This window comes from Phycicoccus sp. 3266, assembly GCF_031456495.1.
In the GTDB taxonomy this organism is placed as follows: Bacteria; Actinomycetota; Actinomycetes; order Actinomycetales; family Dermatophilaceae; genus Pedococcus.
Genome location: NZ_JAVDUW010000003.1, coordinates 598,474 through 622,420, shown reverse-complemented (window position 1 = coordinate 622,420; position 23,947 = coordinate 598,474). Strand labels below are relative to the sequence as shown.

22 protein-coding genes are annotated in these 23,947 nt (G+C 73.0%); 15 read left to right on the top strand and 7 right to left on the bottom strand.

Annotated elements, in window-relative coordinates; all coding sequences use genetic code 11:
• A complete protein-coding gene (gene tkt, locus J2X64_RS17390; RefSeq protein WP_397444079.1) occupies positions 1-2,169 on the bottom strand; it encodes a transketolase in 2,169 nt (722 codons plus the stop codon).
• A gap of 174 nt (positions 2,170-2,343) precedes the next feature.
• On the opposite strand from tkt, the gene J2X64_RS17385 reads away from it, so the two are divergent.
• Positions 2,344-3,294: a heme o synthase gene (locus J2X64_RS17385; RefSeq protein ID WP_310157175.1), complete on the top strand. Its 951-nt coding sequence runs from the start codon at positions 2,344-2,346 to the stop codon at positions 3,292-3,294.
• Here J2X64_RS17385 and J2X64_RS17380 read toward each other — a convergent pair.
• The 5 genes from J2X64_RS17380 to J2X64_RS17360 all read right to left on the bottom strand — a co-directional run bounded on the left by J2X64_RS17380 (position 3,281) and on the right by J2X64_RS17360 (position 8,242).
• Positions 3,281-4,603 carry an MFS transporter gene (locus J2X64_RS17380; protein ID WP_310157172.1) on the bottom strand — a complete coding sequence of 441 codons (1,323 nt, stop codon included), beginning with the start codon at positions 4,601-4,603 and terminating at the stop codon, positions 3,281-3,283. The genes J2X64_RS17385 and J2X64_RS17380 overlap by 14 nt on opposite strands.
• A complete protein-coding gene (locus J2X64_RS17375; RefSeq protein WP_310157170.1) occupies positions 4,600-5,196 on the bottom strand; it encodes a winged helix-turn-helix domain-containing protein in 597 nt (198 codons plus the stop codon). The genes J2X64_RS17380 and J2X64_RS17375 overlap by 4 nt, the downstream gene beginning before the upstream one ends.
• A gap of 53 nt (positions 5,197-5,249) precedes the next feature.
• Positions 5,250-6,227 carry a COX15/CtaA family protein gene (locus J2X64_RS17370; protein ID WP_310157168.1) on the bottom strand — a complete coding sequence of 326 codons (978 nt, stop codon included), beginning with the start codon at positions 6,225-6,227 and terminating at the stop codon, positions 5,250-5,252.
• A 525-nt stretch (positions 6,228-6,752) separates the two neighbouring features.
• Positions 6,753-7,535, bottom strand: coding sequence for an ABC transporter permease (locus tag J2X64_RS17365; RefSeq protein WP_310157165.1), 783 nt, complete (start codon positions 7,533-7,535; stop codon positions 6,753-6,755).
• A complete protein-coding gene (locus J2X64_RS17360) occupies positions 7,532-8,242 on the bottom strand; it encodes an ABC transporter ATP-binding protein (RefSeq protein WP_310157163.1) in 711 nt (236 codons plus the stop codon). The genes J2X64_RS17365 and J2X64_RS17360 overlap by 4 nt, the downstream gene beginning before the upstream one ends.
• Before the next feature lie 181 nt (positions 8,243-8,423).
• On the opposite strand from J2X64_RS17360, the gene J2X64_RS17355 reads away from it, so the two are divergent.
• The 12 genes from J2X64_RS17355 (at position 8,424) to J2X64_RS17300 (ending at position 19,288) form a co-directional block, all read left to right on the top strand.
• The gene (locus J2X64_RS17355) at positions 8,424-8,606 is read left to right on the top strand and encodes a hypothetical protein (protein ID WP_310157161.1); all 183 of its coding nucleotides are present in this window, start codon (positions 8,424-8,426) and stop codon (positions 8,604-8,606) included.
• 157 nt (positions 8,607-8,763) lie between these two features.
• On the top strand, positions 8,764-8,952 hold the full coding sequence (locus tag J2X64_RS17350; RefSeq protein WP_310157158.1) for a hypothetical protein: 189 nt from the start codon (positions 8,764-8,766) through the stop codon (positions 8,950-8,952).
• A gap of 53 nt (positions 8,953-9,005) precedes the next feature.
• Positions 9,006-11,975 (top strand): AAA family ATPase, encoded by a 2,970-nt coding sequence (locus J2X64_RS17345; RefSeq protein WP_310157155.1) that lies wholly within the window; start codon positions 9,006-9,008, stop codon positions 11,973-11,975.
• Positions 11,976-12,024: 49 nt separating this feature from the next.
• Entirely contained in the window at positions 12,025-12,762 is a 738-nt protein-coding gene (locus J2X64_RS17340) for a helix-turn-helix domain-containing protein (RefSeq protein WP_310157153.1), read from the top strand.
• Entirely contained in the window at positions 12,759-14,177 is a 1,419-nt protein-coding gene (gene sufB / locus J2X64_RS17335; RefSeq protein ID WP_310157152.1) for a Fe-S cluster assembly protein SufB, read from the top strand. The genes J2X64_RS17340 and sufB overlap by 4 nt, the downstream gene beginning before the upstream one ends.
• On the top strand, positions 14,174-15,385 hold the full coding sequence (gene sufD, locus J2X64_RS17330) for a Fe-S cluster assembly protein SufD (RefSeq protein WP_397444078.1): 1,212 nt from the start codon (positions 14,174-14,176) through the stop codon (positions 15,383-15,385). Before sufB ends, sufD begins: the two co-directional genes overlap by 4 nt.
• On the top strand, positions 15,382-15,741 hold the full coding sequence (locus J2X64_RS17325) for a non-heme iron oxygenase ferredoxin subunit (RefSeq protein ID WP_310157150.1): 360 nt from the start codon (positions 15,382-15,384) through the stop codon (positions 15,739-15,741). Before sufD ends, J2X64_RS17325 begins: the two co-directional genes overlap by 4 nt.
• 33 nt (positions 15,742-15,774) lie before the next feature.
• The gene (gene sufC / locus J2X64_RS17320) at positions 15,775-16,536 is read left to right on the top strand and encodes a Fe-S cluster assembly ATPase SufC (protein ID WP_310157149.1); all 762 of its coding nucleotides are present in this window, start codon (positions 15,775-15,777) and stop codon (positions 16,534-16,536) included.
• Positions 16,537-16,581: 45 nt separating this feature from the next.
• Entirely contained in the window at positions 16,582-17,877 is a 1,296-nt protein-coding gene (locus J2X64_RS17315; protein WP_310157146.1) for a SufS family cysteine desulfurase, read from the top strand.
• Position 17,878: 1 nt separating this feature from the next.
• Complete coding sequence (sufU, locus tag J2X64_RS17310) at positions 17,879-18,370, top strand: Fe-S cluster assembly sulfur transfer protein SufU (protein WP_310157144.1); 492 nt, start codon at positions 17,879-17,881, stop codon at positions 18,368-18,370.
• Positions 18,367-18,696 (top strand): metal-sulfur cluster assembly factor, encoded by a 330-nt coding sequence (locus J2X64_RS17305; protein ID WP_310157142.1) that lies wholly within the window; start codon positions 18,367-18,369, stop codon positions 18,694-18,696. The genes sufU and J2X64_RS17305 overlap by 4 nt, the downstream gene beginning before the upstream one ends.
• Before the next feature lie 22 nt (positions 18,697-18,718).
• Positions 18,719-19,288 carry an acVLRF1 family peptidyl-tRNA hydrolase gene (locus tag J2X64_RS17300; protein WP_310157140.1) on the top strand — a complete coding sequence of 190 codons (570 nt, stop codon included), beginning with the start codon at positions 18,719-18,721 and terminating at the stop codon, positions 19,286-19,288.
• Positions 19,289-19,354: 66 nt separating this feature from the next.
• Here J2X64_RS17300 and J2X64_RS17295 read toward each other — a convergent pair whose 3' ends face one another.
• Positions 19,355-20,284, bottom strand: a complete 930-nt coding sequence (locus J2X64_RS17295) for a neutral zinc metallopeptidase (RefSeq protein ID WP_310157138.1) — start codon at positions 20,282-20,284, stop codon at positions 19,355-19,357.
• A 156-nt stretch (positions 20,285-20,440) separates the two neighbouring features.
• Here J2X64_RS17295 and J2X64_RS17290 point away from each other — a divergent pair, with 156 nt between their 5' ends.
• Together J2X64_RS17290 and J2X64_RS17285 are read left to right on the top strand one after the other, a co-directional pair.
• The gene (locus J2X64_RS17290; protein WP_310157135.1) at positions 20,441-22,042 is read left to right on the top strand and encodes an ABC-F family ATP-binding cassette domain-containing protein; all 1,602 of its coding nucleotides are present in this window, start codon (positions 20,441-20,443) and stop codon (positions 22,040-22,042) included.
• Positions 22,043-22,184: 142 nt separating this feature from the next.
• The gene (locus tag J2X64_RS17285; RefSeq protein WP_310157133.1) at positions 22,185-23,906 is read left to right on the top strand and encodes a nitrite/sulfite reductase; all 1,722 of its coding nucleotides are present in this window, start codon (positions 22,185-22,187) and stop codon (positions 23,904-23,906) included.
• The last annotated feature ends 41 nt before the right edge of the window (positions 23,907-23,947 follow it).

The window sequence follows — 23,947 nt, the reverse complement described above, 5'->3', positions numbered from 1 at the left end:
TCACTTTCCCTTGACGGTCTTGAGGGACTTCTTGGCGGCGGCCACCACGGTCTCGGGCGTGAACCCGAACTCGCGGAAGAGCGTCGCCGCGTCGGCGGAGGCGCCGAAGTGGTCGATGGCGACGACCTCGCCGGCGTCGCCGACGATCTCGCGCCAGCCCTGGGGGACCCCGGCCTCGACGGACACACGGGCCCGCACCGCGGCGGGCAGGACCTTCTCGCGGTAGGCGGCCGACTGCTCGTCGAACCACTCGCGGCACGGCATGGAGACCACGCGGGTCCCGATGCCGGACTTCTCGAGCTTCTCGCGGGCGGCGACCGCCAGCTGCACCTCGGAGCCGGTGGCAACGAGGATCACGTCGGGGGTCCCGCTGCCGGCCTCGTACAGGACGTACCCGCCCTTGGCGACGTTGCTCGCCCTGGCGGCACCGTCGGCGCCGCCACGCGGCACGACGGGCAGGGGCTGACGCGAGAGCGCCAGGCCCGCAGGCCGGCGGTTCTTGAGGATCGCGACCCAGGCGGCCGCGGTCTCGTTGGCGTCGGCGGGTCGGACCACGTCGAAGTCCGGGATCGCCCGCAGCGCCGCGAGGTGCTCGATCGGCTGGTGGGTCGGGCCGTCCTCGCCGAGGCCGATCGAGTCGTGCGTCCAGACGAAGGTGACGGGCGCGCGCTGGATGGCGGCGAGCCGGACGGCCGGGCGCATGTAGTCGGAGAAGACGAGGAACGTGCCGCCGTACGGGCGGGTGAGCCCCTCGAGCGCGATCCCGTTGAGGATCAGGCCCATCCCGAACTCGCGGATGCCGAAGTGCAGCGTGCGGCCGTAGGGGTCGCCGCTCCACTCGCGGGTCTGCTTGGCGCGCGGGATGAAGGACGGCTGGCCCTCCATCGTCGTGTTGTTGGACTCGGCGAGGTCGGCCGAGCCGCCCCACAGCTCCGGCACCGCGTCGGCGAGGGCGCCCAGGACCTTGCCGGACGCCGCGCGGGTGGCGACGCCCTTGGCGTCCGCCTCCCAGACCGGGAGCTTCTTGTCGAATCCGGCGGGCAGCTCGTGCGCGACGAGGCGGTCGAGCAGGGTGGCGCGCTCGGGGTTGGCCTGGCGCCACGCGGCATACGCCTTGTCCCACTGCTTGCGCGCGGCCTGGCCGCGCTTGCCCACCTTGCGGGTGTGCGCCAGCAGCGACCGCGGCACCTCGAAGGACTTCTTCGGGTCGAAGCCGAGCAGCTCCTTGGTCGCGGCGATCTCGTCGGGGCCGAGGGCCGAGCCGTGCGACTTGCCGGTGTCCTGCTTGTTCGGGGCCGGCCACGCGATGATCGTGCGCAGGACGATGAGGGTGGGCCGGCGCGAGGTGCGGCTGCGCTCGAGGGCGCCGTAGAGCTGATCCACGTTCTCGACGTACCCGCCGCTGGAGCCGTCGCCGCGCCAGTCGATGGTGACGGTGTTCCAGCCGTACGCCTCGTACCGGGCCGCGACGTCCTCGGAGAAGGAGATCTCGGTCTTGTCCTCGATCGAGATCGTGTTCTGGTCGTAGATGACCGTGAGGTTGCCGAGCTCCTGGTGGCCGGCGAGGGCGGAGGCCTCGTGGGTGACGCCCTCCATGATGTCGCCGTCGGAGGCGATGACCCAGATGTGGTGGTCGAACGGGCTCGTGCCCGGGCGGGCCTCCGGGTCGAGCAGGCCCCGCTGGCGGCGCTGCGCGAACGCCATGCCGACCGCGGAGGCCAGGCCGGAGCCGAGCGGCCCGGTCGTGATCTCGACGCCGTCGGTGTGGTGGACCTCGGGGTGGCCCGGGGTCTTGGAGCCCCACGTGCGAAGTGCCTTGAGGTCGTCGAGCTCGAGGCCGTAGCCCGACAGGTACAGCTGGATGTACTGGGTGAGGCTCGAGTGGCCCGCCGACAGGACGAACCGGTCGCGGCCGAGCCAGTGCGGGTCGCTCGGGTCGTGCCGCATCACGTTCTGGTACAGCAGGTATGCCGCGGGCGCGAGGCTCATCGCGGTGCCCGGGTGGCCGTTGCCCACCTTCTGCACGGCGTCCGCCGCGAGGACGCGGGCGGTGTCCACGGCCCGTACGTCGAGGTCCGTCCAGCCCACCTTCCGGGTGACCGGTCGCTTGAGCGACGAGCTCCGGCCGGCGATGGCCGAGGACTTGGACGAGCGAGCTGCTGTGGGCACTGAGAGGTCTCCTCACGCTGGGTGCACTGTCGGCTGCACCGATGGCAACGACAACGCGTCCGAGACTAGTCCCGGCCGTGACGTGCGTCGCATCCAGTCCCGTGGGTCGGGCGCACCGGGAGCGGGGCTAGACTGGCCCGGCCAGACAGACCTGCCCCTCCTGCGAAGGACGCCGTGACCGCTCTCGATCCGACCGCCCGGGTCGCCGCGTCCCCGGCGCCGGCGAAGCGCAGCAAGGCGGCGGCGTACCTGGCCCTCACCAAGCCCCGCATCATCGAGCTGCTGCTGGTGACGACGGTGCCGGTGATGTTCTTGGCGCACAAGGGAGTTCCCTCCCTGTGGCTCATCGTCGCCACCCTCGTCGGCGGTGCGCTGAGCGCCGGTGCGGCCAACACGTTCAACTGCGTCTACGACCGGGACATCGACGCGGAGATGCACCGCACGAGCAACCGGCCGATGGTCACCGGCGAGGTGAGCCCGCGCGAGGGGCTCGTCTTCGGTGTCGTCCTCACCGTCCTGTCGACGGTGTGGTTCCTCGCGTTCGTCAACGTCCTGTCGGCGGCGCTGAGCCTCGGCGCGATCGTAATGTATGCCGTGGGCTACACGATGCTGCTCAAGCGCCGGACCCGGCAGAACATCGTCTGGGGCGGAGCGGCCGGCTGCATGCCGGTCCTCATCGGCTGGTCGGCGGTCGCGAACTCGGTGTCGTGGTCGGCCGTGATGCTCTTCCTCGTCATCTTCTTCTGGACGCCGCCGCACTACTGGCCGCTGTCGATGAAGTTCAAGGACGACTACGCCGCGGCGCACGTGCCGATGCTCCCGGTCGTCGAGCGGTTCGTCGTCGTGGCGCGGCAGATCGTCGCGTACTCGTGGGCGATGGTCGTGGCCTCGCTGGCCCTCGTGTGGGTCAACCCCATGGGCTGGCTCTACCTCGTGACCGCCGTCGTGACGGGTGGGTTCTTCCTGGCCGAGGCGTACCGGCTGCTGCGCGCCGCCAAGGCCGGCGCCGGTCCCACGGTCCTGAAGCCGATGCGGCTGTTCCACTTCTCGATCAGCTACGTGGCGATTCTCTTCCTCGGCGTCGCCCTCGACCCGCTGTTCTACCTCTCGGTCACCGGCCGCTGACCTCGTCCGGCGTCCCCCGGCCGGGGCTCGGGTCGGGCATGTCGCGCAGCCCCCGCAACGGGCTCCACCACATGGACAGGCACGCCAGCACGTGCACCCCGGCCATGAGGGCGATGGTCTCGCGCAGCCCGAGCGCCGAGCCCAGCCACCCGGCGACCAGCCCCGCGACGGGCATGGTGCCGAGGTTGACCACCTGGGCCGTCGTGACCTGTCGGGCGACCATCTCCGCCGGGACGTAGCGGTTGCGCCAGGCCCCGCGGACGACGTTCCCCGCGACGACGCCGATGCCGACCAGCAGCATGCCCAGCACCATCGCGCCCAGGCGGGGTCCGGGTGCCCCGAGCGGGACGAGAAGGGCCGGCGGCCCGGCGAGCAGCTGCAGGGCGAGCAGGGTCCGCGCCGAGCCGAGGCGGCGGGAGACGTGGGTCGCGACCGCCGCGCCCACGACGCCACCGACCGCGCCGACCGCCATCACGGCACCGACGGCTCCCTCGTCGAGGTGGACGTCGCGCACGAGGAAGAGCACGAGCAGCGCGCCGTAGCCGGTGAGGCCGAAGTTGCTGGCCCCGCCCATGAGGGTGAAGAACCGCAGCATCCGGTCGTGGCGGATGTAGTCGATGCCCTCGCGGATCCGGGTCCACAGCGAGGCGGCGTCGTCGCGGCCGGCGTCGTCGCGGCCGGCGTGGACCGGCTCGGTGCCGGGTCGGTCGAGCCGCAGCCGCAGCAGGCAGGCGGCCGACACCAGGAAGCTGAGCGCGTCGGCGGCCAGCCCCCAGGCAGCCGAGAGCAGCTGGGCGAGCAGGCCCCCGAGGCCGGGCCCGGCGACCTGCATCGCCGACTCGGTGCCGAAGAGGCGGGCGAAGGCGGACTCCTGCTGGTGGCTCGGGGCGACCTGCCGGACCAGCGACGGGTACGCGGCCCGGAAGAAGACGGTGCAGACGCCGTTGGCGAACGCGGCGGCCGCGAGGTGCGGCAGGGTCAGCAGGTCCAGGGCCCAGGCCGCGGGGACGCTGGCCAGGGTCAGGGCGGCGACCACGTCGCTCGCGACCATGACGCGCCGCGCCGGGAGCCGGTCCACCCACGCCCCGGCCGGCAGGCCCACGAGCAGCCAGGGCGCCCAGGCGGCGGCGGTGAGCAGGCCCATCCACCCGGGACCGGCGTCGAAGCCCACCACCGCGAGCAGGGGCAGCAGGACGGACGTGGTCGCGTTGCCGAGGACGCTGACGCCCTCGCCGAACCAGAGCAGGCCGAAGTCCCGGTTGCGCGACAGCGGGGGAGCGGGCGCAACCGGTGCGGGACGGGTCGTCACGGCTGCGCCGGGAAGCCTCGGGCGAACACGAGCACCGGTTCGCGCTCGGCCCCGTCGTCGGGGACCTCTCGGTTGCCCCAGCGCATGAGCACGTCGACGATCTCCTCGGCCACCTGCCCGAGCTCCTCCGGCGTGAGGCGGAGCCAGTTCTGGGTGGCGAACGACGCCGCGTCCCACTCCGGCACGTCGGGGGCCTGGGCGTTCCACTGCTGCACGCGCTCGAACTGCCTCTGCACGTGCAGGGCCTCGGCGGCGTGGGCCGCCGTCACCGCGGCGGTGTCGTCGGCGAAGTCCGCCCGGGACCACCGCGTGCCGGCGTCGACGAGCCGCCACCACCGCTCCCGCCGGTCCCGGGCCAGCTCAGGGGCCTCCTCGACGAGGCCGGCCTCGGCCAGGACCTTGAGGTGGTGGCTGGCGCTGCCGACGGCCTGGCCGGTGCGCTGGGCGAGGTGCGACGCGGTCGAGGGTCCGTCGACCTTGAGCGCGTCCATCATGCGCGCGCGGAACGGGTTGGCCATGGCCGAGAGCGCCTTGGCGTCGGTGACCGCCCGGACGCCGGGGCGAGGGGGACGCGGGGTGGGAGAGGCTGGCATACCCGCGAGAGTAGTTGTGCAAGGTGAGTTGCACAAGAGGTCTTGTGGACCGTTCAGGCGGGAGACGTCTCCGTCGCGCGCAGGGCCACGACGGCCCGGGTGAGGGCCACGACCAGCAGGGTGGCGAGCAGCATGTGCACGAGCACGACACCCCACGGCAGGCCGGTGAAGTACTGCGTGTACCCGACGACCCCCTGCAGGGCCGTCACGCCCAGCACGGCGAGCCAGGCCTTGGCCGAGGCCGTCTCGGTGCCTGTGAGGCGCGCGGCCAGCCAGACGGCCAGCACGAGCCCCACGAAGAGCATGACGGTGTCGGCGTGCAGCCAGGAGACGGTGCGCGGGTCGAACCCGAACCGGGCGGGCTCGTTCGCGTCGCCGGAGTGCGGCCCGCTCCCCGTGACGACCGTCCCCAGCACCAGGACCACCGCGCCGACCGCGCAGGTCAGCCAGCCGAGGCGCTCGACGACCGGGTGCACCACGAGCGGTCGGGGACCGGCCGGGGCCGGGCGGCGCGCGACCAGGTAGGCCGCGCTGGCCACGAGCACCATCGACACGAGGAAGTGCAGCGAGACCGTGATCGGGCTCAGTCCGGTGAGCACGGTGATGCCGCCCAGCACGGCCTGGACGACGACCCCGCCCAGGACGACCAGGGCCGGGACCATGAGCTCGCGCCGCGAGCCGCCGCGCTCCCACACGGCATACCAGCGGGTGCGGGTGGGGCCGCTCCAGCGCCACACGGCGTACACGGCCAGGAGGGCCACCACACCGACCACGCTGGTGAGCGTCCGGTTCCCGAACTCGATGAACCGGTGGTATCCCTCGGCCTGGTGCGGGACTGGAGTGTAGGAGCCCGGGACGCACTGCGGCCACGTCGGGCACCCCAGGCCGCTGCCGGTGAGGCGGACGAGGCCGCCGGTGACGACGATGAGCACCTCGACCACGAGGTTGAGCAGGAGGATGCGCGCGAGCCACTCCGACCCGGGGGTCGTCACCGAGGGGGCGCGGGGCGGTGCGGGTGCTGCTGTGGCCACCCCACGAGGGTACGTCTCAGGGCCGTCCCCGAGGCCGCTGGGGGTCGGCTCCGGGGTCCACCTGATGGTGCGCGCCCTCCGCGGCTGGCTGACTGGTCCCATGCTGAGGAACGCGTGGCGGGGGAGTGCCGGGTGGATGCTGCTGTTCGCGGCGGTCCACACCTACTGGGGGTTCGGCGGGACGGCGCTGCTGCCGGCGGGGGTCTCGGTGCTCGACAGCACGGCCCTGTTCGTCATCGACCTGCTGGCGATCCCGCTGTGCCTGGCCGGCGCCGTCGTGTCGTGGCTGCTGCGGCCCGACCAGCGGGCCGCCAAGCTCGCCTCACGCTCGTGGCTGGTGTGGCCGGCGACCCTCGGGTACGTCGTGATGCTGGGGCACGTGGCCTCGACCGCCGTCTTCGCGGGCGGGACGAGCGGCGTCCCCGACGGGGTGCGGTGGTCGCTGGGCGTCTACGAGCCGTTCTGGCTCGTGGGCGGGCTCGCCCTGCTCGCGACCGTGACGGCCTTCCGGCGCGCCCTGGGGGCTCAGTCGCTCCAGCGGAACAGCCGGCGCGCGAGCGCGGTCGCGGCGACCGCCCAGACGAGCAGCACGAGCCAGGCGCCGGCGTCGACGCTGCCGTGGGCCAGCGCGGCCCGCAGGCCGTCGCCGAGCGCGGCCGACGGGAGCAGGCGCACCACCCCGGCATACCGGCCGGGGAGCTCGGACCCGGCGACCATGACGCCGCCGAGGCCGAGGAACGCGATCCACAGCAGGTTCGCCAGCGCGAGCACCCCCTCGGCGCGGACGGTGCCGCCGAGCAGCAGGGCGAGCGCGGCGAACGCCCAGGTGCCCAGCAGCGTGGTGAGCACCGCAGCCGGTATGCCGGCGGGCGCCGGGTGCCAGGCCATGGCCAGGCCGACGCCGCCCACGACGACGACCTGGAGCGCGACGACCGAGAGCACGGCCACGGCCTTCGCGGCGAGCAGGCCGGTGCGACCGAGCGGGGTGACGCCGAGCAGGCGCAGGACGCCGTAGCGACGGTCGAACCCGGTGGCGATGGCCTGACCGGTGAACGCCGATGAGATGACGCACAGGGCCAGCACGCCGGGCACGGCCAGGTCCACGCGCGCCCCGCTGCCGAGCGAGACGGCGCGCACGTGCACGACGGCGACCAGCACGGCGACGGGGAGGACGAGCGCGACGAGCAGCTGCTCGCCGTTGCGCAGCAGGCTCCCGGCCTCGAACCGGGCCTGGGCCAGCACACGCTGCAGCGGCGGGGCGGCCTCGCCGCCGCCGGTGAGGGCCGGGCTGGGTGCGGTGGCGCTCACGCGGCGGACCTCCGGGTCAGGTCGAAGTAGCGACGCTCGAGGGTCTCGCCCGCGGCGACCTCGGCGACGGTGCCCTCCGCGACGGTGCGGCCGGCCGCCACGATGACGACGCGGTCGGCGAGCCGCTCGGCCTCCTCGAACGAGTGGGTCGTCAGCACGACGGCGGCACCGGCGTCGGCCACCGAGCGCACCAGATCCCAGACGTCGAGGCGGGCGTGCGGGTCCAGGCCGGCGCTGGGCTCGTCGAGGAAGGCGACCTCGGGCCGGCCGACGAGCGCGGCGGCGAGGGCGACCCGCTGGCGCTGGCCGCCGGACAGCCGGCGCACCGAGGTGCCCGCGAACCCGCCGATGCCGAGGCGCTCGGTGAGCTCGGCGACCGATGCCGGCGCGGCATACATCCGGGCCAGGTGGTCGAGCAGCCGCACGGGCCGCGCGGAGCCGGGGAGCCCGCCGTCCTGGAGCATGACGCCGACGCGGGCGCGGTGGGCGGCCGAGGCGTGCCAGGGGTCGGTGCCGAGGACCCGCACCTCGCCCGAGTCGGGCCGGCGCAGCCCCTCGCAGCACTCCACGAGCGTCGTCTTGCCCGCGCCGTTTGGCCCCAGGACCGCCGTGACCTGCCCGGACCCGGCGGTCCAGGTGGCGCCGTCGAGGGCGCGGACGGAGCCGTATCGCTTGGCGACGGCGGTGACGGAGACGGCGGGCTGCACGACCTCGAGTCTAGGTCGGTCCCGTTGCGGCCCCCGCCCCGGGCGGTGGTCCCGTGACGAGCGCCACGTGAGGTCCCGGCCGCCGCGGGACTGGGCATCCGCCCCATGTGGCGGGGGGCCTCAGGGACGGAGCGTGGACGACGTCGCCCACCCCGGGCGGCGCCAGCGACAGGAGAGTGCCATGAACCTCACCGCCCATCCCCTCACGGTCGCCGCCGAGCTCGCCTGGAAGCAGGAGTCTCTGGGGCACGCCAACGCCGCCCGTCCGCGGACGCCGGGCCGCCGCTCCTCCGCGGGGTGGCAGCTGCCCTGGCGGCGGCGCCCCGGCCGCCGGCCGGCACGCCCGACACCGCGTCCGGCCTGAGCCGCCGCCCGGTCGGGCGCCGCCCGGTCGGGCGCCTAAGGCCCCCCACGTCCGGCCCGTCGTAGGGATAAGGCATCCGCCCCATGTGGCGGTCCACCTCAGCCGACGAGCGTGGAGCCATCAGCACAGGAGCAGGAACACCGAAGGAGCAGGAACCATGAGCACCACCGCAGACCCCATCTTCCTCCAGGCCGAGATCGCCTACCGCCGCGAGAGCATGCTGGCCGGAACCGGCGCGAGCGCCCACGCGGCCGCGGGTCGTCACCACGCGGGCCGCATCCGCGAGGCACTGCGGGGCGTGCGAGCCGGCCACCGGCACGGCCGCACCAGCCCGCGACCGGCCTGAGCGTGGCCCCGACCTCCGGCACCGTGTCGGACCGCTCCGACATAATCGGGGTCGTGGGTCTGGACGGTGCCGCCGGGGGAGTGTTCGTGGGGCGCGAGGCGGATGCCGCGCGGCTCACCGACCTCGTCGGCCTCGGACCGCGCGACGACGCCTCCGGCCTCGTCCTGCTCTCCGGCGACGCCGGCATCGGCAAGACCCGGCTGCTCGCCGAGGTCGCGGGCCGGGCCCGCGGGGCCGGCTGGGCGGTCCTCGTGGGCCACTGCCTCGGCGAGGCGGGCCAGGCGCTCCCGTACCTGCCCTTCAGCGAGATGCTGGGCCGCCTCGAGGTGCACGAGCCCGAAGCCGTCGAGGGCCTGCTGCTCTCGCACCCGCACCTCGCCGGCCTGTTCCCGAGCCGCCGGCGCCGGGCCGACGAGCTGACCGCCGGGCCGGGGCGCGAGGTCATCGACCGCGGCGAGCTCGTCGAGGCCGTGCACGCCGCGCTCGAGGACCTCGCCCGGGAGCGCCCGGTCCTCGTCGTGGTCGAGGACGTCCACTGGGCCGACCAGTCCTCCCGCGACCTGCTGACGCTGCTCTTCACCCGGGGATTCAGCGGTCCCGTCGCCGTCGTCGCCTCCTACCGCAGCGACGACCTGCACCGGCGTCACCCGCTGCGCGCCACCCTGGCGCACTGGTCCCGCCTCGGCGACCTGCACCGGCTCGAGCTCGAGCCGCTGCCCGACTCGGCGGTCCGCGAGCTGGTGCACGGGATAGCACCGCAGCCCCTGACCGAGGGGCAGGTCCGGGCCGTGGTCGAGCGCGCCGAGGGGAACGCCTTCTTCGCCGAGGAGCTGGTGGCCGCGAGCTCGCTGGGGCACCAGGGCGTCGCCGAGGACCTGTCCCGGCTGCTGCTCGTCCGGTTCGACCAGCTCGGCCCGCACGGCCAGCACGTCGTCCGCATGGCGTCGGCCGCCGGCCGCCAGGTGCACCACCTGCTGCTCGCCGCCGTTGCGGGGCTCGACGAGGCGGAGCTCGACCAGGGCCTGCGCGACGCGGTCGAGCAGCACGTCCTCGTCCCGACCGAGACCGGCGGCTACGCCTTCCGGCACGCCCTGCTCGCCGAGACCGTCTACGACGACCTGCTGCCCGGGGAGCGCGTGCGCGCCCACGAGCGCTACGCCGCCGCGCTGGGCTCCGACCCCTCGCTGGGCACCTGGGCCGACGTGGCGCGGCACGCCGCGGCCGCCGGGGACCGCGAGGTCGCCCTGACCGCCAGCATCAACGCCGGCGACGCGGCGATGTCGGTCGGCGGCCCCGACGAGGCGTGGCGGCACTACCAGCGCGCGCTGGCGCTCATGCCGGACCAGCACCCCGACGCCGACCGCGTGGTGCTGCGCGCCGCGGCCGCATCGACCGCGCGGGGCCGGGCCCTCAAGGCGCTGGCGCTGCTCGAGGAGCGGCTCGGGCGCAGGAGCCCGGAGGCGGGCCCGCTCGGCCGGGCCGAGCTGCTCGCCGCGCTCGCGACCACGGCCCGCCTCACCGAGAGCACCCTCGACACGCTGGCCGCGACCAAGGAGGGGCTGGGCCTGCTCGACGCGTCCGGCACCGCGGACGACTCCCGGGCCGCTCAGGTCCGGGCCCGGCTCCTCGGTGCCCGCGTTCAGGCGCTCGTCGACCGGGGCCGTGACGAGGAGGCCGTGGGCGCCGCGAGCGAGGCGGTCGAGGCCGCGACCGCTGCGGGCCTTCCCGAGGTGGCGGACGAGGTGCGGGTCGTCGAGGCCCGCGTGCTCGAGCGGGTGGGCGACCCCGACGCCAGCCAGGCCACCCTCGAGCGGATCATCGCGACGGGCGGCGCGGCCGGCGACGCCGCGCTCGTGCGCGCCCTGCACCACCTGGGGTCGCTCCACCACCGGGCGGGCCGCCTCGACCGGGCCGTCGAGGTCTACCGCCAGGGCGCGGAGGCAGGGCGCCGGGCCGGCCTCGGCTGGGCCCCCTACGCCTTCGACGCCCGGCTGCTCGCCGGCGTCGCCGCCTACGAGGCCGGTCGCTGGGCCGAGGCCGACGCCGTCCTCGACACCAGCGAGGAGGAGCCGCCCCAGCCCGCCGGTGCGCTGCTCGCCGCCGCCCGCCTGTTCCTCGCCGCCGCGCGGGGCGAGCGGGCCGATGACGACGCGGTGCGGGCCACGCGTCCGTGGTGGGAGGAGGAGGGCCTCGTCGCGGTCTTCGCCGGCGGCGCGGCGGTGGACCTGTACGGCCACTGCGGCGACCTCGCCGCCGCCGTTGCAGTCCACGACGAGGCGGTGGAGGTCCTCACCGACGTCTGGCACCGGCACTTCCAGGCCCAGACGCGGCTCAGTGCCCTCCTGCTGGGCCAGCTCGCGAGCCACGTCGCGACCGTGCCGACCGCCGAGCGGGGCGAGCTGCTCGCCCGGGGTCGCACGGCCGCCGACGACGCCGAGCAGGTGTGGGCCCGCGTGTCCGAGACGCCGGGGCAGCACGGGCCCGAGGCCCAGGCGTGGATCGCCCGCGCCCGCGCCGAGGAGCTCCGGCTGCGCTGGCTGGGTGGCGAGGCGGTGGACAGGGACGCGCTCGTCGCCGCGTGGCGCCGGGCGGTCGAGGCGTTCACCGGCTACGGGCACCGCTACGAGACGGCCCGGTCGCAGGCGCGGCTCGGGGCCGCCCTCCAGGCGGTCGGCGACCCGGCGGCGTCGACGGTCCTGCAGGCCGCGCTGGCGACCGCGCGCGACCTCGGGGCGGAGCCCCTGCGGGCCGAGATCCGGGCGGGTGGGGGAGCCCGCGGGTCCTCCTCGACCCGGCCGGCCGACCGCCACGGTGAGGCGCTGACCCCGCGCGAGCGGGAGATCCTGTCCCTGGTGGCGCTCGGGCGCAGCAACCGCCAGATCGGCACCCAGCTGTTCATCAGCGCCAAGACCGCGAGCGTGCACGTCTCGAACATCCTCGCCAAGCTGGGCGTGGCCGGCCGCGGCGAGGCGGTGGCCGTCGCGCGCGACCGCGGACTGCTCGACGAGGCGCCCCACGGGTAAGGGTGGCCTTCCTTTCCCTCATCCGAGGTAATTACGTAACATCGGTGTTGTGAATATCGCGGTCGCCCCCCAGGTGCTCGAGTCGCGCACGCGCGACCGGGTTCTCCAGGCGATCAGCGAGCACGGCCCGATCACCGCCGGGACGCTGGCCGAGGACCTCGGCCTCACCGTCCCGGCCGTCCGCCGCCACCTCGAGAACCTCGCCGACGCCGGCCTCATCGCGGAGCGGGAGTCGGCCCACGGCTCCCGTGGCCGTGGCCGCCCGGCCCGTGCGTACGTGCTCAGCGACGCCGGCCACGCAGCCCTCGAGTCCGACTACGACCACCTCGCCACCCAGGCGCTGCGCTTCCTCGCAGCCGAGGCCGGCGACGGTGCCGTGCGCCGGTTCGCCGAGGCGCGCGTGGGCGAGCTCGAGCAGCGGTATGCCGGCGAGCTCGCCGAGGCCGGCGAGGACACGGGCGCGAGGGTCGACGCCCTGGTCGCCGCCCTCACCCGCGACGGCTTCGCCGCGACCGCCCGCCCCGTCGGCGAGCCGGGCAGCGCGAGCCCGTTCACCGGCATACAGCTCTGCCAGGGGCACTGCCCGGTCCAGCACGCGGCACGGGAATTTCCTGAGTTCTGTGACGCTGAGACTGATGCCTTCTCGCGGCTGCTGGGCGTCCATGTCCAGCGCCTGGCGACGCTGGCCCACGGCGACCACGTGTGCACCACCTTCGTCCCCACCCCGGCAGTCCCCGCTGCCACCCGACCGACTGCAGTCACCTCAACAGAAGGGTCTTCACGATGAGCACCATCGAGGAGCTGAACCCGGGTCTGAAGGACCTCGGGCGCTACGAGTACGGCTGGGCCGACAGCGACACGGCCGGCGCGTCGGCTCGCCGTGGCCTCAACGAGGACGTCGTGCGCGACATCTCCGGGCGCAAGAACGAGCCTCAGTGGATGCTCGACCTGCGGCTGAAGTCGCTGCGCCTGTTCGACAAGAAGCCCATGCCGAGCTGGGGCAGCGACCTGACCGGCATCGACTTCCAGAACATCAAGTACTTCGTGAAGTCCACGGAGAAGCAGGCGACCACCTGGGACGAGCTGCCCGAGGACATCAAGAACACCTACGACAAGCTCGGCATCCCGGAGGCGGAGAAGCAGCGCCTCATCGCCGGTGTCGCGGCCCAGTACGAGTCCGAGGTCGTCTACCACCAGATCCGCGAGGACCTGGAGGAGAAGGGCGTCATCTTCGTCGACACCGACACCGGCCTGCGCGAGCACGAGGACCTGTTCCGCGAGTACTTCGCGTCCGTCATCCCCGCCGGCGACAACAAGTTCGCCGCGCTCAACACCGCTGTCTGGTCGGGTGGCTCGTTCATCTACGTCCCGCCGGGTGTGCACGTGGACATCCCGCTGCAGGCCTACTTCCGGATCAACACCGAGAACATGGGCCAGTTCGAGCGGACGCTGATCATCGCCGACGAGGGCTCCTACGTGCACTACGTCGAAGGCTGCACCGCGCCGATCTACAAGTCCGACTCGCTGCACTCCGCGGTCGTCGAGATCGTCGTGAAGAAGAACGCCCGTGTCCGCTACACGACCATCCAGAACTGGTCGAACAACGTCTACAACCTCGTCACCAAGCGGGCGACCGCGGCCGAGGGCGCGACGATGGAGTGGATCGACGGCAACATCGGCTCCAAGGTGACGATGAAGTACCCGGCCGTCTTCCTGCTCGGCGAGCACGCCAAGGGCGAGACCCTGTCGATCGCGTTCGCCGGCGAGGGCCAGCACCAGGACGCCGGCTCCAAGATGGTCCACGCGGCCCCCAACACCTCCTCGACCATCGTGAGCAAGTCGGTGGCGCGCGGCGGTGGCCGCACCTCCTACCGCGGCCTCGTGCAGATCCTCGAGGGTGCGCACGGGTCGAGGAGCTCGGTGGTCTGCGACGCGCTGCTGGTCGACACCATCAGCCGCTCGGACACCTACCCGTACGTCGACATCCGCGAGGACGACGTGACCATGGGCCACGAGGCGACCGTCTCGAAGGTGTCCGAGGACCAGATGTTCTACCTGATGTCCCGCGGCCTCACCGAGGAGGAGGCCATGGCCATGATCGTGCGCGGGTTCGTCGAGCCCATCGCGCGCGAGCTGCCCATGGAGTACGCCCTCGAGCTGAACCGCCTGATCGAGCTTCAGATGGAAGGAGCAGTGGGTTGAGCCTGCTGGCCCAGAAGAACCCCGCCGCAGGGGCCCACACCGACTCCGCCGAGGCGTTCGTGCCCGACCAGTCGCGGGCCGAGCGCAAGACGTCCTACGAGGTCGACGACTTCGCCGTCCCGGGTGGTCGCGAGGAGGAGTGGCGGTTCACCCCGGTCGACCGCCTGTCCTCGCTGTTCCAGCCGGGCGCGACCGAGGTCGACAAGATCTCGCTCGACGTCCAGGCGCCCGAGGGCGTCACGACCGACCGGGTCGAGCCGCGGTCCACCGGCGTCCTGGTCCCCGCCGACCGCGCCGCCGCGATCGCCTGGGCCGGTGAGCCCAAGGCCACCCGCGTCAGCATCCCGGCCGAGGCCGAGCTGACCGAGCCGGTGCGCATCACCGTCGAGGCGCGCGAACTGGCCCGGGTCAACGGCCACCTGGTCGTCGAGGCCGGCCACCACTCGAAGGCGACCGTGGTGCTCACCCACCGCGGGTCCGCGGAGTGCGGCGCCGCCGTCGAGATCAAGGTCGGCGACGGGGCGGACCTCACGTTCGTCACCGTCCAGGAGTGGGACGACGACACCTTGCACGTCACGCAGAACGACGCGCTCATCGGGCGCGACGCGCGGCTGCGGCACATCGTCGTCACCCTCGGCGGCAGGATCGTGCGTGTCTCCACCAACGCCCGGTACGCCGGGCCGGGCGGGTCCTTCGAGGGCCTCGGCGTCTACTTCGCCGACGCCGGCCAGCACCAGGAGCACCGGCTCTTCGTCGACCACGAGGCGCCGCACTGCCACTCCAACGTCGAGTACAAGGGCGCGCTGCAGGGCGAGACCGCCCACACCGTCTGGGTCGGCGACGTCCTCATCCGCGCCAGCGCCGAGGGCACCGACACCTACGAGCTCAACCGCAACCTCGTCCTGACCGAGGGGGCGCGGGCCGACTCGGTCCCGAACCTCGAGATCGAGACCGGTGAGATCGTCGGGGCCGGCCACGCGTCGGCGACCGGCCGCTTCGACGACGAGCAGCTGTTCTACCTGCAGGCCCGCGGCATCCCCGAGGACGTCGCCCGACGGCTCGTGGTGCGGGGCTTCTTCGCCAGCATCGTGGCCCGGATCGGTGTGCCGGAGGTGTCCGACCACCTCATGCAGGTCATCGACGCCGAGCTCGCCGGCACCGAGCGCCCCTCGGTGACCGACAACCCGTCCGCCGAGGTTTCCGCGTGAGCAGCGCCGCCGAGGTGACCGAGTCCGACGACGTCGACTTCGTGCGGGTCTGCCGGGTCGACGAGCTGCCCGCCGTCGGCGCGGCGGCGGCCGACGTCTACGGCCAGCTCATGGCGATCGTGCGCACCCGCTCCGGAGAGGTCTACGCGCTCGACGACACCTGCAGCCACGCCAACGTCTCGCTCTCCGAGGGCGAGCTCGACGACCACACGCTCGAGTGCTGGCTGCACGGCTCGCGCTTCGACGTCCGCACCGGGAGGCCCTCGGGCCCGCCCGCGACGGTCCCGGTGAACGTCTACCCCGTCAAGGTCGAGGGCGACGAGGTCTTCGTCGGCACGACCCCCCTGAACGCCTGAGCCTCCCGAGAAGAAGAACGAGGAACACACCGCATGTCCACTCTTGAGATCCGCAACCTGCAGGTCACGGTCGAGACCGAGAACGGCACCAAGGAGATCCTCCGCGGCGTCGACCTGACGGTGACGTCGGGGCAGACCCACGCGATCATGGGCCCCAACGGCTCGGGCAAGTCGACCCTGGCGTACTCCATCGCCGGTCACCCCAAGTACACCGTCACCGGCGGCACCGTCACCCTCGACGGCGAGGACGTCCTCGCGATGAGCGTCGACGAGCGCGCCCGCGCGGGCCTGTTCCTGGCGATGCAGTACCCCGTCGAGGTCCCGGGCGTCACGGTCTCCAACTTCCTGCGCACCGCAAAGACCGCGGTCGACGGCGAGGCCCCCAAGCTGCGCACCTGGGTCAAGGACGTCAAGGGCGCCATGGCCAACCTGCGCATGGACGAGGCGTTCGCCGAGCGCAACGTCAACGAGGGCTTCTCCGGTGGCGAGAAGAAGCGCCACGAGATCCTCCAGATGGAGCTGCTCAAGCCGAAGATCGCCGTCCTCGACGAGACCGACTCCGGCCTCGACGTCGACGCGCTGCGCATCGTCTCCGAGGGCGTCAACCGGGCCAAGGAGTCGACCGAGGTCGGCGTCCTGCTCATCACGCACTACACGCGGATCCTGCGCTACATCAAGCCCGACTTCGTGCACGTGTTCGTCGACGGCAAGGTCGTCGAGGAGGGTGGTCCCGAGCTGGCCGACCGCCTCGAGGCCGAGGGCTACGACCGCTACGTCGCCGCGGCCAAGGCCTGAGCGAGCATCCGCCCCACCAGCGACCCACCTGACGAGAGCGACCGCATGAGCACCCCCTTCGGTGACGAGGAGCTGGCCCGCATCCGGGCCGGCTTCCCGATCCTGTCGCGCACCGTGCGCGACGGGAAGCCGCTGGTCTACCTCGACTCCGGTGCCACCTCGCAGCGGTATGCCGGGGCCCTGGACGCCGAGCGCGCGTTCAACGAGCACGTCAACGCCGCGGTGCACCGCGGGGCGCACCAGCTCAGCGAGGAGGCCACCGACGCCTACGAGGGCGCCCGGGCGACGGTCGCCCGCTTCGTCGGCGGGGAGCAGGACGAGGTGGTGTTCACCAAGAACGCCACCGAGGGCCTCAACCTCGTCGCGTACGCCTTCTCGGGCACGGTGGCCGGCCAGGCCAAGGACCCGCGCCTCACGCTCGGCGAGGGCGACGAGGTGCTGGTGACCGAGATGGAGCACCACGCCAACCTCGTGCCGTGGCAGGAGCTCTGCCGTCGCACCGGCGCCACCCTGCGCTGGGTCGGCGTCACGGACGAGGGCCGCCTCGACCTCGACGGGCGCCACGGCCCGGCGCTGGGGGAGCTGCTCACGGAGCGGACCAAGGTCTTCGCCTTCACCCACGTCAGCAACGTCCTGGGCACCATCAACCCGGTGCGCCGGCTGGTCGACGCGGCCCGCGGCGTCGGCGCCCTCACGGTGCTCGACGCCTGCCAGTCGGCTCCTCACGTCGCGCTCGACGTGGCCGACCTCGGCGTCGACTTCGCGGCCTTCTCGGGCCACAAGATGTTCGGCCCCACCGGGGTCGGTGTGCTCTGGGGTCGCAGCGAGCTGCTGCACGCGATGCCGCCGTTCATCACGGGCGGCTCGATGATCGAGACCGTCCGGATGGAGGGCTCGACCTACGCGGCACCGCCGCAGCGGTTCGAGGCCGGGTCGCCCAATGCCGCGCAGGCCGTCGGCCTCGGCGCCGCCATCGACTACCTCGGCGAGCTCGGCATGGACCGCATCGCCGCCCACGAGCACGCGCTCACGGAGCGGCTCCTCGCCGGCCTGGCGGAGCGCCCATGGGTGCGCGTCGTCGGACCCGCGGAGGCCGTCGACCGGGTCGGTGCCGTCGCCTTCGACGTGCAGGGCGTCCATGCCCACGACGTCGGGCAGGTGCTCGACGACCAGGGTGTCGCGGTCCGCGTCGGTCACCACTGCGCGTGGCCGCTGCACCGCCGGATGGGCGTCACCGCGAGCACGCGCGCCTCGCTCGCGGCATACACGACCCCGGCGGAGGTCGACGCCATGCTCGACGCGCTCGACCGGGTGCCCGACGTCTTCGGGGTGGCGGTCTGACGTGGACCTCTACCAGGAGCTCATCCTCGAGCACTCCAAGCGCCCGCACCACGCCGGGCTGCGCGAGCCTTTCGGCGCCGAGGTGCACCACGTCAACCCGACCTGCGGCGACGAGGTGACCCTGCGCGTCCAGGTCGAGGGCGAGGGCGCCGACGCAGTGATCCGCGACGTGTCCTACGACGCCCTGGGCTGCTCGATCTCGACCGCGTCGACGAGCGTGCTCACCGACGAGGTCATCGGGCACACGGTCGCCGAGGCCATGGCGACCCACGAGGCCATGCGCAGGATGCTGACGTCGAAGGGGCAGGACCCCGGGGACGAGGACGTGGTCGGTGACGGCGTCGCGTTCGCCGGCGTCTCGAAGTACCCCGCGCGCGTCAAGTGTGCTCTGCTGGGATGGATGGCCCTCACCGACGCGTTGCACCAGGCAGGGACCGACACCACCGCGGTCACGAGCCGCAGCCAGAAGGACGAGGACAAGGTAGGACGATGAGCGAGACCACGACCACCCAGCCGAACGTCGCGGACGTCGAGGAGGCCATGCGCGACGTCGTCGACCCCGAGCTCGGGATCAACGTCGTCGACCTCGGCCTCGTGTACGGCATCACCGTCGACGCGCAGAACCACGCCGTCCTCGACATGACGCTCACGTCGGCGGCCTGCCCGCTCACCGACGTCATCGAGGACCAGACCGCCCAGGCGCTCGAGGGACTCGTCGCGACGCACCGGATCAACTGGGTCTGGATGCCGCCGTGGGGCCCGGACAAGATCACCGACGACGGCCGCGAGCAGCTGCGCGCGCTCGGCTTCAACCTCTGACCTGCCGACTGCGGGCCGCTCGGTGAGCACTCGCGTCGTCGAGGTGGACCCCGAGCGGTTCGAGGGCTGGCTGGAGCGGTTCGCCGCCAACAACCCCGGTCCCGACGCACCCCAGCGGGTGGTCGGGACCGAGCGGTTCGACCACGCGCCGCTCGCCGTGGTCCTCGTGCGCCGCGGCGGGTATGCCGTGGGGCTGGCCGAGGGCGCGGCATACGCCGCGTCGAAGGTGGGGACCCGGCACGTCCAGTCGCGCACGGCGGCCGGCGGGTGGTCCCAGCAGCGGTTCGCCCGCCGCCGGGGGAACCAGGCGGACGAGCTCGTGCGTGCCGTCGCGGACCATGCCGTGCGCCTGCTCGTGCCCCGGGCACAGGGAGGCGGGTCCGACGCGGCCGCGCCCACGGGGCTCGTCGTCGGGGGCGACAAGGCCCTCGTGCGTGACGTGCTGGCCGACCCGCGCCTGGCTCCTCTGGACGGGCTGCCGCGCCGCGAGCTCTACGACCTGCCCGACCCGCGGCGGTCGGTGCTCGAGGACGCCCTGCGGCGGGGCCGGGCCGTCCGCGTCACCGTCGAGGACGGCCCAGCCGCCGGTTGACACCGCGGCCCAGCCACCGGCTGACACCGCGGCCCGGCCGCCGGCTGAGACCGGGGCCAGGCGGCCTCACTCGACCTTGTCGACGCTGAAGGTGTCGCACTGGTTGAGGTCACCGGACCTGTAGCCGGTGGTGAACCACTTCTGCCGGGCGGCGGCCGACCCGTGCGTCCACGTCTCGGGGCTCACCTGGCCCTGCGTCTTCTGCTGGATCCGGTCGTCGCCGACCGAGGAGGCCGCGGAGAGCGCATCCTTGATGTCCTGCTCGGTGAGCGGCTTGAGGAACGCCACCTGGCCGCCGCTCGTGCTCTCGCCCTTGGTCTCGGTGGCGTGGTTGGCCCAGACGCCGCCGAGGCAGTCGGCCATGAGCTCCACCCGCACGCCACCGCTCTGAGCGCCCTTGGGGTCCTGCTGCGCGCGGTCGAGCAGGCCGAGGATGTCCTGGATGTGGTGGCCGTACTCGTGCGCGACGACGTACTCCTGGGCCAGCGGGCCGCTGCTCGAGCCGAACTGGTCGGACAGGATCTGGAAGAAGCTGGCGTCGATGTAGACCTGCTTGTCCAGAGGGCAGTAGAACGGCCCGACCTGGTTGGAGGCCGTGCCGCACGCGGACTGCGTCGAGCCGCTGTAGAGGATCGTCTTGGCCGGCGTGTAGTTGCGGCCGTAGCGCGGGAGCTCGGTGCTCCAGAACGCGTTGACCGAGTTCACCGTGGCGATGACCCGGCAGGTGTCGTTGCGGTTGGCGTCGGCGCCGGTCTTGCACTGGGAGAACTGCGAGGGATCGGTCGAGCCGCCGGGCTGCACGGACCCGCTGCCGCCGTCGCTGCCCGAGCCGGGGCTGCTGGGCACCGAGCCGGGGTTGATGCCGAAGATCAGCATGATGATGAGCAGGATGATGCCGCCCACCCCACCGCCGACCACCAGGCCACCGGGGGCGCCGCCGCCACCGCCGCCCCCGACCTGCGAGGTGTCGAGTTTGACGTCGTCGTTGAAGCTCATCGGTCCTCCACGGCCTGTGGGCGTGTGCTCAGTGCCGGCGCACGCTCGCTAGACTAGGAATCTCAGTCCTCAGTCGGCGCCCACGCAACTTCGCGGAGGGCGCCCCCTTGTGCCGTGCGAAGAGCCATGGCGCCCGTCGACGTCAGGAGCCCCGTCGTGATCGCCGCCAGTGGAGTCGAGCTGCGCGCCGGTTCCCGCCTCCTCCTCGACGGAGCCACCTTCCGGATCGCCGCGGGTGACCGCGTCGGCCTGGTCGGGCGCAACGGCGCCGGCAAGACCACCCTCACCAAGGTCCTGGCCGGCCAGGGGCAGCCCGCCGCCGGCTCCGTGACCAGCTCGGGGGAGGTCGGCTACCTGCCGCAGGACCCGCGCACCGGCGACCTTCAGGTCCTGGCGCGCGACCGGATCCTGTCCGCGCGCGGCCTCGACCGGATCGTCCGCGAGATGCGGGCCGCCGAGGGCGGCATGGCCAGCGCCGACGACGAGACCCGCGAGAAGGCCATGCGGCGGTACGCGCGGCTCGAGGGCGAGTTCACCACGCGTGGCGGGTATGCCGCAGAGTCAGAGGCCGCCTCGATCGCCAGCGCGCTGGGCCTCGACGAGCGCATCCTGGGGCAGACGCTCGGCACCCTCTCCGGTGGCCAGCGGCGGCGGGTCGAGCTGTCGCGCATCCTGTTCTCGGGCGCGGAGACCCTGCTGCTCGACGAGCCGACCAACCACCTCGACGCCGACTCGATCGCGTGGCTGCGCGACTACCTCAAGGGGTACTCCGGTGGCCTCGTGGTCATCAGCCACGACGTCGAGCTGCTCGACGCGGTCGTCAACCGGGTCTTCCACCTCGACGCCAACCGGGCTGAGCTCGACCTCTACAACGTCGGCTGGAAGGCCTACCTGCAGGCCCGCGAGACCGACGAGCGCCGCCGCAAGCGCGAGTACGCCAACGCGACGAAGAAGGCCGCGGCCCTCATGGAGCAGGCCGAGAAGATGCGCGCCAAGGCCACCAAGGCCGTCGCCGCCCAGAACATGATCAAGCGCGCCGAGCGGATGCTCGCAGGCATCGAGGGGGAGCGGGTCACCGACAAGGTGGCACGCCTGCGCTTCCCCGACCCGGCGCCGTGCGGGCGGACGCCGCTGCGCGCGAGCGGGCTGTCGCGGTCCTACGGGTCGCTCGAGATCTTCACCGACGTCGACCTCGCCATCGACCGCGGGTCGCGCGTCGTCGTGCTCGGCCTCAACGGCGCGGGCAAGACCACGCTGCTGCGCATGCTGGCAGGGGTCGACGAGCCGGACACCGGGCAGGTCGAGCCGGGCCACGGCCTCAAGCTCGGCTACTACGCCCAGGAGCACGAGAACCTCGACGTCAGCCGCTCGGTCCTCGAGAACATGAAGTCGGCGGCGCCGGCGAGCTTCGGCGAGACCGAGGTGCGCAAGGTGCTCGGGTCGTTCCTGTTCAGCGGCGACGACGTCGACAAGCCGGCCGGCGTGCTGTCCGGTGGCGAGAAGACCCGGCTGTCGCTCGCCATGCTGGTGGTCTCCAGCGCCAACGTGCTGCTGCTCGACGAGCCGACGAACAACCTCGACCCGGCGTCGCGCGAGGAGATCCTCGGGGCCTTGCGCACGTACAAGGGCGCTGTCGTCCTCGTGACGCACGACGAGGGTGCGGTCGACGCGCTCGAGCCCGAGCGGATCCTGCTGCTGCCCGACGGCGTCGAGGACCTCTGGGGCCAGGACTACCGCGACCTCATCGCCCTCGCCTGATCTCCGCCACCCCGACTTCTTGCCCGGGAGCGACCTCCAGAGGCCTGCTGACCGGCGAAACCGGTCCGGAACGAGCACGAAGTCGGGGGAGTGACGGGTCGGCTGCAAATCCTGCCGGCTCCGTGGGAATTGCGGTCGGATAATGGACGGTTATGCGATCCATAACGAACGGTGCAGAATAGGTCGGGTGACGCAGACCCCCACCCGACCCCGGCGGCAGGCCGGCAAGGCCACCGGCGCTTGGGCCGACGGCGACCGCACCCCGCTCAACGCCAACGAGGAGCTCAAGCAGGCCGACGACGGCCTCAACGTGCGGGCGCGGATCGAGCAGGTCTACGCCAAGGAGGGCTTCGCCAGCATCCCCGGTGAGGACCTGCGCGGGCGGATGCGCTGGTGGGGCCTGTACACCCAGCGCAAGCCGGGCATCGACGGCGGCAAGACGGCCAGCCTCGACCCGGCCGAGCTCGACGACGAGTACTTCATGCTGCGGGTCCGCAGCGACGGCGGTGCTCTCTCCGGCGAGCAGCTGCGCACCGTCGCGGGGATCAGCCGCGAGTTCGCCCGCGACACCGCCGACATCACCGACCGCCAGAACATCCAGCTGCACTGGATCCGCGTCGAGGACGTCCCGGAGATCTGGCAGCGGCTGGAGGCAGTCGGGCTCACGACCGCCGAGGCCTGCGGTGACACGCCCCGCGTCATCCTCGGGTCGCCGGTGGCCGGGATCGCTGCCGACGAGGTGGTGGACGGGACGCCGGCCGTCGAGGAGATCCGCAGCCGGTACATCGGCAGCCCCGAGTTCTCCAACCTGCCGCGCAAGTTCAAGACCGCCATCTCGGGCAGCCCCAGCCTCGACGTCGCCCACGAGGCCAACGACGTGTCCTTCGTCGGGGTCGTCCATCCCGAGCACGGCCCCGGGTTCGACGTGTGGGTCGGCGGTGGCCTGTCGACCAACCCGATGTTCGCCCAGCGCCTCGGCGCCTGGGTGCCGCTGGCCGACGTGCCCGAGGTGTGGAAGGGCGTCGTCTCGATCTTCCGCGACCACGGCTACCGGCGGCTGCGCAACCGCGCCCGGCTGAAATTCCTCGTCGCCGACTGGGGTGTCGAGCGGTTCCGTGAGGTGCTCGAGCAGGAGTACCTGGGTCGCGCGCTCGTCGACGGCCCGGCGCCCGAGGCCCCGAGCGCCCACCGGCGCGACCACGTCGGCGTGCACACGCAGCAGGACGGTCGCTTCTGGGTGGGAGTCGCCCCGCTGGCCGGTCGCGTCAGCGGGACCACGCTCGAGGCCGTCGCCGACCTCGCCGAGCGCCACGGCTCCGGCCGGGTGCGGCTGACCGCCCACCAGAAGCTGCTCGTCCTCGACGTGCCGCAGGCCGAGGTCGCTGCGCTCACCGAGGGCCTGGACGCCCTGGGGCTGCCCTCGGACCCTTCCGAGTGGCGCCGCGGCGTCATGGCCTGCACGGGCATCGAGTTCTGCAAGCTGGCGCTCGTCGAGACCAAGGGCCGCGCGAACACCGTCATCGCCGAGATGGAGCGCCGCCTCCCGGACTTCGACGTGCCCTTCACGATCCACGTCAACGGCTGCCCGAACTCCTGCGCCCGCTTCCAGGTCGCCGACGTCGGCCTCAAGGGCATGGTGCAGACCGACGAGGACGGCACCCTCGTCGAGGTCTTCCAGGTCCACCTCGGCGGTGGCCTCGGCACCGAGCCGCAGCTGGCCCGCAAGACCCGTGCGCTCAAGGTCCGCGCGCTCGACCTGCCCGACTACCTCGAGCGCCTGGCCCGCACCTTCCTCGCGCAGCGTGACGGCGAGGAGTCCTTCGCCCACTGGGCTCACCGCGCGGACGAGGACGACCTGCGATGAGGACGCCCCTGGGCACCATCACGATGGACGAGGACGACCTG

Excerpts from the sequence above, each read along its gene's own strand:
- J2X64_RS17375 (WP_310157170.1), bottom strand. The coding sequence starts at position 5,196 with ATGCCAGCCTCTCCCACCCCGCGTCCCCCTCGCCCCGGCGTCCGGGCG.
- J2X64_RS17355 (WP_310157161.1), top strand. The coding sequence starts at position 8,424 with ATGAACCTCACCGCCCATCCCCTCACGGTCGCCGCCGAGCTCGCCTGG.
- J2X64_RS17350 (WP_310157158.1), top strand. The coding sequence starts at position 8,764 with ATGAGCACCACCGCAGACCCCATCTTCCTCCAGGCCGAGATCGCCTAC.
- sufB (WP_310157152.1), top strand. The coding sequence starts at position 12,759 with ATGAGCACCATCGAGGAGCTGAACCCGGGTCTGAAGGACCTCGGGCGC.
- sufC (WP_310157149.1), top strand. The coding sequence starts at position 15,775 with ATGTCCACTCTTGAGATCCGCAACCTGCAGGTCACGGTCGAGACCGAG.
- J2X64_RS17315 (WP_310157146.1), top strand. The coding sequence starts at position 16,582 with ATGAGCACCCCCTTCGGTGACGAGGAGCTGGCCCGCATCCGGGCCGGC.
- J2X64_RS17305 (WP_310157142.1), top strand. The coding sequence starts at position 18,367 with ATGAGCGAGACCACGACCACCCAGCCGAACGTCGCGGACGTCGAGGAG.
- J2X64_RS17295 (WP_310157138.1), bottom strand. The coding sequence starts at position 20,284 with ATGAGCTTCAACGACGACGTCAAACTCGACACCTCGCAGGTCGGGGGC.
- J2X64_RS17285 (WP_310157133.1), top strand. The coding sequence starts at position 22,185 with ATGGACGGTTATGCGATCCATAACGAACGGTGCAGAATAGGTCGGGTG.